The following is a 13812-nucleotide window of genomic DNA, read 5'->3' as shown; positions in this document are numbered from 1 at the left end:
GTAAGTGTTTGATTATCCGTATAAAAATAAATTTTAAAAGTTATGAAAAGAGTTGAATTTTTTCCTTCAGCCTCCCTTAAAACAGTTAATTAAAATGGAGTATTTATTATAATTAGTAACAGTAAAACACAGGTAAGTATTTTTATATTTACCCATGGTTAACTTAACTATTACATTTAAATGTCATTGCCTAAAAATAAAAAAAAAGGGGCAATGAAATTGCCCCGTAATATAGCTCAGGCGATTGAATACGCCTACTGCCATTAATGTTATATGCGCTTATTTTGACCAGTAAGCGGCTTTAGCCTTCTGCAATTTTTCATACGCATTCAGCAGCGACTGATGCGCCGGGAAGGCTTTCAGATCGCTGTCAACCGCTTGCAGGCCATAGAACGGCTCTTCACCGCTCAGTGCCGCGCTGGCAGCTTCAACGGCATCTGCACCGTACATGCGGACAAAGGCGTTCAGATACTGCAATGGCTCGCGCTCGTCTTCCTGAGAAAGCAGAAGCAGCGTTTGCAGGCAACGGTAATAGTTAGTGCGCTCGGCGGAGAAGACGGACTGGTTAAACTCCATCGTCCACTCGGTCCAGGCCAGAGCCTGATCCAGATCGCCGCCCGCCAGCGCCAGCATCGCTTTCAGTTCGCCAATGCGTAGCGTGTACCAGCCGTTATCTTTTCCGGTTGCCAGACCCAGCAGTTCGCGTACGCGGGTGAAATCATCGTGACCTTCGTCGTCCAGCTGGGCGATCAGGTTCAGATAATCTTCCTTTTCCCACTCGCTGCCCGGCAGGGCCAGCAGGGTTTCACGCAGATGTGCGCCCATGCTGTTGTTCGCCAGCCACAGATCTTCTGCCGGATAAATGTCGGACATGCCCGGTACAATGATACGGCACGCGTAAACGCCAAGGTGTTCATAGTCGGCAATATAGACTTCCTGATCCTCCGCGTTGAAGATCGCCATCAGCGTGGCGAACTCTTCTTCCGTCGTACCGGCAAAGCTCCAGTCCACGAACGGATAGTCCGCGTCCTGCTTGAACATATCCCAGGAGATCAAACCGCTGGAGTCGATGAAGTGCGTTTCGAGGTTGGTGTGCTCGGCGACCTCTTCATCATCAAAGGTCGGCGGCGTAAACACGTCGAGGTCTTTCAGGCTACGACCTTGCAGCAGTTCGGTCACGGTACGCTCCAGCGCCACGCCGAAGTCAGGGTGCGCGCCGAAGGAGGCGAAGCAGGTGCCGTTGGCCGGGTTGAACAGCACTACGCAGATAACCGGATATTTGCCGCCCAGAGAACCGTCGTAGGCAAAGATTGGGAAACCTTCCGCTTCCAGTTTAGCGATGGATTCCACCACGCCCGGGTAGCGGGCCAGCACGTCAGCCGGGATCTCCGGCAGGCTGATGGATTCGGCAATAATGCGGTTTTTGATGTGACGCTCGAAAACTTCAGACAGCCCCTGCACGCGTGCTTCGTTGCGGGTGTTACCGGCGGACATGCCGTTAGACACGTACAGGTTGCCAACGATATTCATCGGAATATAGACGGTCTGCTCATCAGACTGGCGGGTAAACGGCAGGGCACAGATCCCACGTTCCTCATTGCCGGATTGCAGGTCGATCAGCATGCTGGCGGTCAGTTCGTTTTCCGGATCGTAGAACGCACGCAGACGCGCATCCAGAATACCTTCCGGCAGTTCATCGTCCTCGGTCAGCGGGAACCATTTTTCATTCGGGTAGTGAACGAACGGACCGTTGGCGATGGTGTCGCCCAGCCAGAAGTCGGCGAAGAAGTAGTTGGTCGACAGACGTTCAAAATACTCACCCAGCGCAGAGGCCAGCGCCGCTTTTTTGGTTGCGCCTTTACCGTTGGTAAAGCACAGCGCACAGTCTTTGTCGCGAATATGCACGGACCAGACGTGAGGCACCGGATTCAGCCAGGAGGCTTCTTCGATATTAAAGCCCAGGTCGGTCAGTTTCTGCTGGAAGCGAGCGATGGAATCTTCCAGAGCGGCGTCTTTGCCGGGGATAAACGTTTGAGTCATGGCGTTCACTTTTATCGTACGTAAAGCGCGCAATGATACGGGTTTTGCGTGACGGGTGCTATCTCCGGCGAAAATAAATGGCTGGGCTATGCTTATAAGCAGTAACCTACTGTTAAGGCATAGAAAAATGAAAGCATTTGATCTCCAGCGGATGGCGTTTGATAAAGTTCCCCCCGAGTTTTTAGGTGAAGTGGCGCTGCGCAGCTTCTACACCTTTGTTCTCGTCTTCCTGTTTCTGAAAATCACCGGACGCCGCGGCGTCCGGCAGATGTCGCTGTTTGAGGTGCTGATCATCCTGACGCTGGGGTCGGCGGCGGGGGACGTTGCCTTTTATGACGATGTGCCTATGGTGCCGGTCTTTGTCGTCTTCGTGACGCTCGCGCTGCTCTACCGGCTGGTCATGTGGCTGATGTCGAAAAGCGAAAAGCTAGAAGATCTGTTCGAAGGGAAGCCGGTGGTGATTGTCGAAGATGGTCAACTGGCCTGGGAGAACGTGCAACGCGCCAATATGACGGAGTTTGAGTTCTTTATGGAGCTTCGCATCAGCAGCGTTGAACAGCTGGGGCAGGTGCGTCTGGCGATTATGGAAACGAACGGTCAAATCAGCATTTATTACTATTCCGACGATGAGGTCAGGCCTGGGCTGTGCATCCTGCCGGATATGCTCATCGAGCGATACAAAACCGTACCTGAGGCGGGCGAGTATGCCTGCATAAAATGTAGCCATGTGGTGGGCATGCAGGCGGGCGATCATCAATTATGTCCTCGCTGTACGAATCCAGAATGGACGAAGGTTAGCCGGGCTAAGCGCATTACCTGACAGCGATTTTGTCGGTTTTGTGACAACGGTACGGCAGATTGTTTTGTGTGACGAGGGACACATTTCTCCGGCCATAAGTTTTAGACATTGCGGCGCGTGTCACTGAATGATAAAACCGATATCCACAGTTATAACTTATGGCTTTTAGCGTGGTGAGGGGAAATGGCTCAAGTCTTTAATTTCAGTTCAGGTCCGGCAATGTTACCGGCAGACGTGCTTAAACAGGCTCAACAGGAACTTTGTGACTGGAACGGTCTGGGTACGTCGGTGATGGAAATCAGCCACCGGGGTAAAGCGTTTATTCAGGTGGCGGAAGAGGCAGAAAAGGATTTTCGCGATCTGCTGAACATTCCCTCGAACTACAAAGTATTGTTCTGTCACGGCGGTGGACGCGGCCAGTTTGCGGGTATCCCGCTCAATCTGCTGGGCGACAAAACCACCGCTGATTACGTCGATGCCGGCTACTGGGCAGCCAGTGCGGTAAAAGAAGCGCACAAATACTGCACGCCGAATGTCATCGATGCCAAGGTCACCGTCGACGGCCTGCGCGCCGTGAAGCCGATGAGCGAGTGGCAGCTGTCTGACAACGCCGCGTATCTCCACTACTGCCCGAACGAAACCATCGACGGCATCGCCATTCACGAAGAGCCAGACTTTGGCGACAATGTCATTGTGACGGCGGACCTCTCTTCAACCATTCTGTCCACCCCGCTGGACGTCAGCCGCTACGGCGTCATTTACGCAGGTGCTCAGAAAAACATCGGTCCTGCGGGGCTGACAATTGTCATCGTCCGTGAAGACCTGCTGGGGAAAGCCCATAAATCCTGCCCGTCAATTCTGGATTACACCGTCCTGAATGACAACGACTCCATGTTCAACACCCCACCTACGTTTGCCTGGTATCTCTCCGGCCTGGTCTTCAAATGGCTGAAGCAAAACGGCGGCGTGGCGCAGATGGACAAGATCAATCAGCAGAAAGCCGAACTGCTGTACGGCACGATCGACAAGAGCGATTTCTACCGTAACGATGTGGCGAAAGCTAACCGTTCGCGCATGAACGTACCGTTCCAGCTGGCAGACAGCAGCCTGGACAGCGTATTCCTGGAAGAGTCGTTCGCGGCGGGTCTGCACGCGCTGAAAGGCCATCGCGTGGTTGGCGGGATGCGTGCCTCTATCTATAACGCCATGCCGCTGGAAGGCGTTAAAGCCCTGACCGATTTCATGATCGACTTCGAACGTCGTCACGGTTAACGGGCTGTTTTTCACCCCCGCAGCGTTGCTGCGGGGTTTTTATTATGTTGAGTTGAGAGTTGAGTTTCATGGAATCCCTGACGTTACAACCTATCGCGCGGGTAGATGGCACCATTAATCTGCCTGGTTCAAAAAGTGTCTCGAACCGCGCTCTGCTGCTGGCAGCTCTGGCACACGGCACCACCGTCCTCACCAACCTGCTGGACAGCGATGACGTGCGCCATATGCTCAATGCGCTGAAAGCGTTGGGAGTTCATTATACGTTGTCCGACGATCGTACCCGTTGTGAAGTCACCGGTAACGGCGGCGCGTTACGTTCTGCTGAAGCGCTGGAGCTTTTCCTGGGTAACGCCGGTACGGCAATGCGTCCTCTGGCCGCAGCGCTGTGTCTGGGGAACAACAATATTGTGCTGACCGGTGAGCCGCGAATGAAAGAGCGCCCGATCGGCCATCTGGTGGATGCCCTGCGTCAGGGCGGCGCGCAGATTGATTATCTTGAGCAGGAAAATTACCCGCCACTGCGTCTGCGCGGTGGATTTACCGGGGGTAACGTTGAGGTGGACGGTAGCGTCTCCAGTCAGTTCCTGACCGCGCTGCTGATGACCGCACCGCTGGCCCCACAGGATACCGTTATCAGCATTAAAGGCGACCTGGTCTCTAAGCCGTACATTGATATCACCCTGCACCTGATGAATACCTTCGGTGTTGAGGTGGAAAACCAGTCTTACCAGCGCTTCGTGGTGCGCGGTGGGCAGCAGTATCAGTCTCCGGGTCAGTACCTTGTCGAAGGCGACGCGTCATCGGCCTCTTACTTCCTGGCCGCGGGCGCGATCAAGGGCGGTACCGTCAAGGTGACCGGGATTGGCCGCAACAGCGTGCAGGGCGATATCCGTTTTGCCGACGTACTGGAAAAAATGGGCGCGGTGGTGACCTGGGGCGATGACTTCATCGCCTGTACCCACGGTGAGCTGAACGCTATCGATATGGACATGAACCACATTCCTGATGCGGCGATGACTATTGCCACCGCTGCGCTGTTTGCGAAAGGCACCACCACGCTGCGGAACATTTACAACTGGCGCGTAAAAGAGACGGACCGCCTGTTCGCAATGGCAACCGAGCTGCGTAAAGTGGGGGCGGAGGTCGAAGAGGGCGAAGACTACATTCGCGTCACGCCGCCGGCAAAACTGCAATTTGCCGAAATTGGCACCTACAACGATCACCGCATGGCGATGTGTTTCTCGCTGGTGGCGCTGTCAGATACGCCGGTCACTATTCTCGATCCGAAATGTACGGCAAAGACCTTCCCGGACTACTTCGAGCAGCTGGCGCGCATTAGCACCCTGGCCTGATGATCTTATGCCGCATCACCCGATGCGGCATTTCCTTACGCTTTCTGACAGTCATCCTCTTTCATTTCTTCTACACTCTGCTTCAATCATTTCGGAATTTGCACGCAAAGTTAACAGTTGCGCACGTTGGCGCGTATAATGCGCGGCGTTCATGTTAACGGTATGCCTTAATTAAGGAGAAAAAGATGACGGCAATTGCCCCGGTAATCACCATTGATGGGCCGAGTGGCGCAGGGAAAGGTACTCTGTGCAAAGCGATGGCGGAAGCATTGCAATGGCATCTTTTAGATTCGGGAGCAATCTATCGCGTGCTGGCGCTGGCTGCGCTGCATCATCATGTGGATGTTGCGTCCGAGGAAGCGCTGGTACCGCTGGCTGCGCATCTGGATGTGCGCTTTGTCTCTACTGATGGCAACCTTGAAGTGATCCTGGAAGGGGAAGATGTCAGCGGTGAAATCCGTACGCAGGAAGTGGCCAATGCGGCTTCTCAGGTGGCGGCTTTCCCTCGCGTTCGCGAGGCGCTGTTACGTCGCCAGCGCGGTTTCCGCGAAGCGCCGGGGCTGATCGCCGACGGCCGCGACATGGGTACCGTGGTATTCCCTGATGCGCCAGTGAAAATTTTCCTTGACGCCTCTTCGGAAGAACGTGCTCAACGCCGTATGCTTCAGTTGCAGGAAAAGGGGTTTAGTGTTAACTTTGATCGCCTTTTATCCGAGATAAAAGAGCGCGATGACCGCGATCGTAACCGCGCCGTCGCACCGCTTGTTCCCGCAGAAGATGCATTAGTGCTGGATTCTACCAGTTTAACTATTGAGCAAGTGATTGAAAAAGCGCTACAATATGCGCGCCAAAAACTGGCACTCGCGTAATCGCGACCGATTTAGCAGTACCCCCGCTGCAATGGATTGACGGCGGGTATGTGAAACAACCCCATCCGGCACGGAGCCAGGTGGACGTTAATATTAACCTGAAGATTAAACATGACTGAATCTTTTGCTCAACTGTTTGAAGAATCCTTAAAAGAAATCGAAACCCGTCCGGGTTCCATCGTTCGTGGTGTTGTTGTTGCTATCGACAAAGACGTAGTACTGGTTGACGCCGGTCTGAAATCTGAGTCTGCCATCCCGGCTGAGCAGTTCAAAAACGCCCAGGGCGAGCTGGAAATCCAGGTAGGTGACGAAGTTGACGTTGCTCTGGACGCAGTAGAAGACGGCTTCGGCGAAACCCTGCTGTCTCGTGAGAAAGCTAAACGTCACGAAGCATGGATCACGCTGGAGAAAGCTTACGAAGAAGCTGAAACTGTGGTCGGTGTTATCAACGGCAAAGTTAAAGGTGGCTTCACTGTTGAGCTGAATGGTATTCGTGCGTTCCTGCCAGGTTCACTGGTAGACGTTCGTCCAGTCCGTGACACCCTGCACCTCGAAGGCAAAGAGCTTGAGTTCAAAGTAATCAAGCTGGACCAGAAGCGTAACAACGTTGTTGTTTCCCGTCGTGCCGTTATCGAATCCGAAAACAGCGCAGAACGCGATCAGCTGCTGGAAAACCTGCAGGAAGGCATGGAAGTCAAAGGTATCGTTAAGAACCTCACTGACTACGGCGCATTCGTTGACCTGGGCGGCGTTGATGGCCTGCTGCACATCACCGACATGGCGTGGAAACGCGTTAAGCACCCAAGCGAAATCGTGAACGTGGGCGACGAAATCACTGTTAAAGTGCTGAAGTTCGACCGCGAGCGTACTCGTGTATCCCTCGGCCTGAAACAGCTGGGCGAAGATCCATGGGTAGCTATCGCTAAGCGTTACCCAGAAGGGACTAAACTGACTGGTCGCGTGACCAACCTGACTGACTACGGCTGCTTCGTTGAAATCGAAGAAGGCGTTGAAGGTCTGGTGCACGTTTCCGAAATGGACTGGACCAACAAAAACATCCACCCATCCAAAGTTGTTAACGTTGGTGATGTAGTGGAAGTGATGGTTCTGGATATCGACGAAGAACGTCGTCGTATCTCCCTGGGCCTGAAGCAGTGCAAAAACAACCCATGGCAGCAGTTCGCGGAAACCCACAACAAGGGCGACCGTGTTGAAGGTAAAATCAAGTCTATCACTGACTTCGGTATCTTCATCGGCCTGGACGGCGGCATCGATGGCCTGGTTCACCTGTCTGACATCTCCTGGAACGTTGCAGGCGAAGAAGCAGTTCGTGAATACAAAAAAGGCGACGAAATCGCAGCAGTTGTTCTGCAAGTTGACGCAGAGCGTGAGCGTATCTCCCTGGGCGTTAAACAGCTCGCAGAAGATCCGTTCAACAACTGGGTTGCACTGAACAAGAAAGGCGCAATCGTAAACGGTAAAGTGACTGCTGTTGACGCTAAAGGCGCAACCGTAGAACTGGCTGACGGCGTTGAAGGTTACCTGCGCGCTTCCGAAGCTTCACGTGACCGCGTTGAAGATGCAACTCTGGTTCTGAGCGTTGGCGACGACGTTGAAGCTAAGTTCACCGGTGTTGACCGTAAGAACCGTGCAATCAGCCTGTCTGTTCGTGCTAAAGACGAAGCTGATGAGAAAGATGCAATCGCAACTGTTAACAAACAGGAAGATGCAAACTTCTCTAACAACGCAATGGCTGAAGCTTTCAAAGCAGCTAAAGGCGAGTAAGTTCAGGTTCGCACCATCATTTGAGCTGTAACGCATTTACAGCGCGAAGGATGGAGAGCAGACTTGACAGATTGCAGGATTCGTCCTGTAATCAATAACAAAGGGCGGCTACGGCCGCCCTTGTTTAATGAGCTGTTCAGCTAATTGGTTTGAAAGGAACCGGAGGAATCATGACCAAGTCAGAATTGATTGAAAGACTTGCCAGTCAGCAACCGCATATCCCTGCTAAGGCTGTGGAAGATGCCGTTAAAGAGATGCTGGAGCATATGGCTACCACTCTTGCCCAGGGCGAGCGCATTGAAATCCGCGGTTTCGGTAGTTTTTCTCTGCACTATCGTGCACCACGTACCGGGCGTAACCCGAAGACTGGCGATAAAGTGGAGCTGGAAGGAAAGTATGTTCCGCACTTTAAGCCGGGTAAAGAGCTGCGCGATCGCGCCAATATTTACGGCAACTGAGTTTAATCATCAGGGTTAAACTGAGTTTAAAGAAAGCACCTTAGGGTGCTTTTTTTGTCTCTCGCCTCTGCGTTTCTGAATACGCGCCGCATTCTCAGCTTCTCTTTTCTGCAAGTACTTAAAAACGTTGCAGCGCTCGCTGTAAATCACGCCTTTTCTGTCTGACGACGCGCCAGCCCCGCCGCATAATCACCTGAAACATGGAGGTGAAGATGGGGATCCACGTCATCAGTATCTGCGCCATTCTGGCCATAATCCCGCTCTATTGGTTACCCGTTTTGCCCGATTTGCAGACTGTCTGGATGCTGATTGCAGCAGGAATTGCGTTACCGTTGCGGCAAAAAAAGTGGCTTACGTTTTCAGGCCTCGCAGTGCTCTTTTTGTGCTGGGGATTTCTGGCCGCTCAGGAGAGCGTGTGGCCGATGAACCATTTAACGAAAGGGCCTCAGCAGGCCGAGGTAGTCATTACCGCAACGGACGGCGCAACGATGCATCAGGGAAAGATTGTCAGCCTCAATGGCGAACGCGTATGGGCTAACATGGGCGTGGTGCTGTATGGCAATTACCTGCCGCAAAACGTCTGCGTCGGCCAACGCTGGGCGATGACCCTGCGGCTCAGGGCAGTACACGGAGAGCTCAACGATGGCGGCTATGATTCGCAGAAAAATGCCTTCGCCCGACACCAGACGCTGAGCGGACGGTTTACCCATGCGGCGATCGTTGACGAACGGTGTAGCCTGCGTTCGCAATACCTGACGTCGCTACAGAATACGCTTTCCGCATATCAGTGGGGGCCCGTGATCCTGGGGCTGGGGATGGGAGAGCGCCTGTCTGTCTCGCGGGAGATAAAAAACCTGATGCGTGAGACCGGAACGATGCATCTCATGGCCATTTCGGGACTGCATATTGCGCTGGCAGCTTCTGCTGTCTGGCTACTGGCTCGGGGCATCCAGTTTTTCCTGCCGGGCCGCTGGATTATCTGGCAAATGCCCCTGCTGGCAGGTCTTCTTTTTGCCGCATTTTACGCGTGGCTAACGGGATTGCAGCCGCCTGCGCTGCGCACGGTTATCGCGCTTGTGGTCCTGGCCGCATTAAAGATGAGCGGTCGCCAGTGGTCGCCCTGGCAGGTCTGGCTTACCTGCGTGGCGGCGATCCTGATTTTCGATCCTCTGGCGGTGCTGTCACAAAGCCTGGCGTTATCCGCGTTTGCGGTCGCCGCGCTTATTTTTTGGTATCAGTGGTTGCCTCTTCCATCCTGGCAACGGAGTCGGGGCCTGCGGCCGCTGGCGACGCTAGTGTATTTGCAGGTTGGAATGCTGCTGCTTTTGTTGCCGCTTCAGGTCCTGATTTTCCATGGTTTCAGTGTATCCTCGCTGGTGGCGAACCTGTTTGCCGTTCCTCTGGTCACCTTTATTTCAGTTCCTCTTATCCTGCTCGGCATGTTTCTGCATCTGTTTCCGGTCGCTGCGCTGGAAAGTATCGTCTGGCTGGCTGCGGATAAATCTCTGGCAGGGCTTTTCTGGCTGTTGATGCGTTTACCAAATGGCTGGCAGGACGTTGATGAGCGCTGGCAATACCTGACGTTACTGCCGTGGCTACTGATTATTGGCTGGCGATTCAGGGCTTTCAGCGCAGTTCCCGCCGCCTGTCTGGCAGGCAGCGTGGTGCTGGCATTTCCACTCTGGCACAGGGATAAAACCGATAGCTGGTCACTGCATATGCTTGATGTAGGGCAGGGGCTGGCGATGGTCATTGAGCGTCACGGTAAGGCCATTCTGTATGACACCGGGCTGGCGTGGCCCGGTGGGGACAGCGCGCAACAGCTGATTATCCCCTGGCTACGCTGGCATCATCTGAGCCCGGAAGGGGTGATCCTCAGCCATGAACACCTCGATCACGCGGGGGGACTGGCATCGCTAAAAACCGCCTGGCCCACAATGTGGATCAGGAGCCCTTTGGCCTGGGTCGGGCATCTCCCCTGCTTTCGTGGGCAGCGATGGCAGTGGCAGGGGCTAACGTTCACCGCGCACTGGCCGCCAGAAAACACCGCTGTGAAGGGTAACAACCGCTCCTGCGTGGTAAAAATTGATGACGGCGAACAGAGTGTTTTACTGACCGGAGATATTGAAGCGCAGGCAGAGCTGGAAATGCTGAGCCACCGCTGGCGTCAACTTGCGTCTACACTGATTCAGGTGCCGCATCATGGAAGTAACACGTCATCCTCAACGCCGCTGCTACAGCGCGTAGAGGGGCAGGTTTCGCTGGCCTCAATGGCCCGCTATAACGCATGGCGTTTCCCTTCCAAAAAAGTGGTCCGGCGCTATCGAACTGAGGGATATCAGTGGCTTGATACCCCTCAGTCAGGGCAGATATCTGTGACGTTTTCGCACCATAGTCGGCACATTCGCCGCTTACGTGAACACTATTTACCGCGTTGGTATCATCAGTGGTTTGGCGCGCCCGTAGATAACGGGTAGAATATGCGGCTATTTCAACAAATGCTGGTTTTTTGAATGCATAACGACAAAGATCTCTCCACGTGGCAAACGTTCCGCCGGCTATGGCCGATGATTGCTCCTTTCAAAGCAGGCTTGATCGTGGCGGGCGTAGCGTTAATCCTCAACGCAGCCAGCGATACGTTTATGTTATCGCTCCTCAAACCGTTACTGGATGACGGTTTTGGTAAAACGGATCGTTCAGTGCTGCTATGGATGCCGCTGGTGGTTATTGGGCTGATGATCTTACGCGGAATCTCCAGCTATGTATCCAGCTACTGCATCTCCTGGGTATCCGGTAAAGTGGTGATGACCATGCGCCGCCGGCTGTTCAGCCATATGATGGGGATGCCCGTCTCTTTCTTTGACAAACAGTCAACCGGTACGCTGCTGTCACGTATTACCTACGATTCAGAGCAGGTGGCATCATCGTCGTCCAGCGCACTGATTACCGTTGTGCGTGAGGGGGCATCCATCATCGGTCTGTTTGCGATGATGTTCTATTACAGCTGGCAGCTGTCGCTCATCCTTATTGTGCTGGCGCCGATTGTCTCCATCGCTATCCGCGTGGTGTCCAAGCGTTTTCGCAACATCAGTAAAAATATGCAGAATACGATGGGGCAGGTTACTACCAGCGCCGAGCAGATGCTGAAAGGCCATAAAGAAGTGTTGATTTTCGGCGGTCAGGGAGTCGAAACCAAACGCTTTGACAAGGTCAGCAACAGAATGCGTCTGCAAGGGATGAAAATGGTATCGGCCTCGTCGATTTCCGATCCGATCATTCAGCTGATTGCCTCTCTGGCACTGGCCTTTGTCCTGTATGCCGCAAGCTTCCCGAGCGTCATGGAGACCCTGACTGCGGGTACCATTACCGTGGTGTTCTCATCCATGATTGCGCTGATGCGTCCGCTGAAATCGCTGACCAACGTCAACGCCCAGTTCCAGCGCGGGATGGCAGCCTGCCAGACGCTGTTCAGCATCCTCGATTCCGAACAGGAAAAAGATGAAGGTACACGCGTGATCGAACGTGCTAAAGGCGACCTCGAGTTCCGTAACGTCACCTTTACCTATCCAGGCCGCGAAGTGCCGGCACTGCGTGATATCAGCCTGTCCATTCCGGCGGGTAAAACCGTTGCGCTGGTGGGGCGTTCCGGTTCGGGCAAGTCGACCATTGCCAGCCTGATTACCCGTTTCTACGACATCGACCAGGGCGAGATCCTGCTGGATGGTCACGACCTGCGGGAATATACCCTACAGTCGCTGCGTAACCAGGTCGCGCTGGTATCGCAGAACGTGCACCTGTTCAACGACACGGTGGCAAACAACATTGCGTATGCCCGTACCGAAGAGTACAGCCGTGAAGAGATTGAAAACGCGGCGCGCATGGCCTATGCGATGGACTTTATTAACAAAATGGATAATGGTCTGGATACGATCATTGGCGAAAACGGCGTGCTGCTCTCCGGTGGTCAGCGTCAACGTATCGCGATTGCCCGTGCGCTGCTGCGCAACAGTCCGATTCTGATCCTGGATGAAGCGACATCCGCACTGGATACGGAATCTGAACGCGCTATCCAGTCGGCTCTGGATGAATTGCAGAAAAACCGTACTTCGCTGGTTATCGCGCACCGTCTGTCGACAATCGAACAGGCTGACGAAATCGTGGTGGTGGAAGACGGCGTTATCGTTGAACGCGGCAGCCATGCGGACCTGCTGGAACAGCGTGGTGTTTACGCGCAGCTCCATAAAATGCAGTTCGGTCAATGATTGCACGCATCTGGTCGGGTGAATCCCCCCTGTGGGTGCTGCTTCTCCCGCTCTCCTGGCTGTATGGCCTGGTGAGCGGTGCTATTCGTCTGCTTTACCGCCTCGGGATCAAGCGCGCCTGGCGCGCACCGGTACCGGTGGTGGTGGTCGGTAACCTGACAGCGGGTGGAAACGGCAAAACCCCGGTGGTGATCTGGCTGGTAGAACAGCTCCAGAAGCGCGGTATCCGCGCGGGCGTGGTCTCACGCGGTTACGGCGGTAAAGCGGCTCAGTATCCTCTGGTGCTGAGGCCGGACACGACAACCGCTGAAGCCGGTGATGAGCCGGTACTGATTTACCAGCGCACGGGTGCGCCGGTTGCGGTATCGCCGGTGCGCAGTGGTGCCGTAAAGGCACTGCTTGCGCAGCATAGCGTACAAATCATTATTACCGATGATGGCTTGCAGCATTATGCGCTGGCGCGTGACAAAGAGATCGTGGTTATTGACGGCGTGCGGCGTTTTGGCAACGGCTGGTGGCTGCCAGCCGGTCCAATGCGTGAGCGTGTGTCGCGCCTGAAGACCGTTGATGCTGTGATTGTAAACGGCGGTGAAGCCAAAGCGGGCGAGATCCCGATGCATCTTCGTCCCGGACAGGCAGTGAATATGCTGACCGGCGAGCGTAAAGACGTCGCGCAGCTGGATCGTCTGGTTGCGATGGCCGGGATTGGTCATCCTCCGCGTTTTTTCACGACGCTGGAGCAGTGTGGCGCAAGGCTTGAAAAACGGGTGCCGCTGGCCGATCACCAGGCGCTGGTGGCCGACGAGGTCGACAGGCTGGCAGCACCGGGGCAGACGCTAATCATGACGGAAAAAGACGCGGTAAAATGCCGGGCCTTTGCGAAAGAAAACTGGTGGTATCTGCCGGTTGACGCTGAACTCAGCGGTGAACAGCCGGAACATTTGCTCAGGGAACTGCTCGCGTTAGTGCAGTAAC

At 54.3% G+C, this 13812-nt stretch carries 10 protein-coding genes; 9 read left to right on the top strand and 1 reads right to left on the bottom strand.

Annotated elements, in window-relative coordinates; all coding sequences use genetic code 11:
• Positions 1 to 279 precede the first annotated feature (279 nt).
• Positions 280 to 2040 (bottom strand): 30S ribosomal protein S12 methylthiotransferase accessory factor YcaO, encoded by a 1761-nt coding sequence (ycaO, locus tag IM267_RS01545; RefSeq protein WP_193032545.1) that lies wholly within the window; start codon positions 2038 to 2040, stop codon positions 280 to 282.
• A gap of 127 nt (positions 2041 to 2167) precedes the next feature.
• Here ycaO and IM267_RS01540 point away from each other — a divergent pair, with 127 nt between their 5' ends.
• The 9 genes from IM267_RS01540 to lpxK all read left to right on the top strand — a co-directional run bounded on the left by IM267_RS01540 (position 2168) and on the right by lpxK (position 13811).
• Complete coding sequence (locus IM267_RS01540) at positions 2168 to 2860, top strand: DUF421 domain-containing protein (RefSeq protein WP_063449167.1); 693 nt, start codon at positions 2168 to 2170, stop codon at positions 2858 to 2860.
• Between the two features lie 162 nt (positions 2861 to 3022).
• Complete coding sequence (gene serC, locus IM267_RS01535; protein WP_063449166.1) at positions 3023 to 4111, top strand: 3-phosphoserine/phosphohydroxythreonine transaminase; 1089 nt, start codon at positions 3023 to 3025, stop codon at positions 4109 to 4111.
• A 68-nt stretch (positions 4112 to 4179) separates the two neighbouring features.
• Positions 4180 to 5463, top strand: a complete 1284-nt coding sequence (gene aroA / locus IM267_RS01530; protein WP_107535052.1) for a 3-phosphoshikimate 1-carboxyvinyltransferase — start codon at positions 4180 to 4182, stop codon at positions 5461 to 5463.
• 185 nt (positions 5464 to 5648) lie between these two features.
• Positions 5649 to 6332 (top strand): (d)CMP kinase, encoded by a 684-nt coding sequence (cmk, locus tag IM267_RS01525; protein WP_000125020.1) that lies wholly within the window; start codon positions 5649 to 5651, stop codon positions 6330 to 6332.
• A gap of 111 nt (positions 6333 to 6443) precedes the next feature.
• Positions 6444 to 8117, top strand: a complete 1674-nt coding sequence (rpsA, locus tag IM267_RS01520) for a 30S ribosomal protein S1 (RefSeq protein WP_003858235.1) — start codon at positions 6444 to 6446, stop codon at positions 8115 to 8117.
• Between the two features lie 170 nt (positions 8118 to 8287).
• Positions 8288 to 8575, top strand: a complete 288-nt coding sequence (ihfB, locus tag IM267_RS01515; protein ID WP_003858233.1) for an integration host factor subunit beta — start codon at positions 8288 to 8290, stop codon at positions 8573 to 8575.
• Positions 8576 to 8787: 212 nt separating this feature from the next.
• Positions 8788 to 11052 (top strand): ComEC family protein, encoded by a 2265-nt coding sequence (locus IM267_RS01510; RefSeq protein WP_193032544.1) that lies wholly within the window; start codon positions 8788 to 8790, stop codon positions 11050 to 11052.
• A gap of 36 nt (positions 11053 to 11088) precedes the next feature.
• Positions 11089 to 12837: a lipid A ABC transporter ATP-binding protein/permease MsbA gene (msbA, locus tag IM267_RS01505; protein WP_063449163.1), complete on the top strand. Its 1749-nt coding sequence runs from the start codon at positions 11089 to 11091 to the stop codon at positions 12835 to 12837.
• Complete coding sequence (gene lpxK / locus IM267_RS01500) at positions 12834 to 13811, top strand: tetraacyldisaccharide 4'-kinase (protein WP_193032543.1); 978 nt, start codon at positions 12834 to 12836, stop codon at positions 13809 to 13811. Before msbA ends, lpxK begins: the two co-directional genes overlap by 4 nt.
• Position 13812 lies beyond the last annotated feature (1 nt).

Source organism: Enterobacter cloacae complex sp. P15RS (assembly GCF_014895905.1).
Classification (GTDB): domain Bacteria; phylum Pseudomonadota; class Gammaproteobacteria; order Enterobacterales; family Enterobacteriaceae; genus Enterobacter; species Enterobacter quasihormaechei.
Note: the sequence above shows the minus strand (reverse complement) of the source record. Positions and strands in the feature narration are given on the sequence as shown.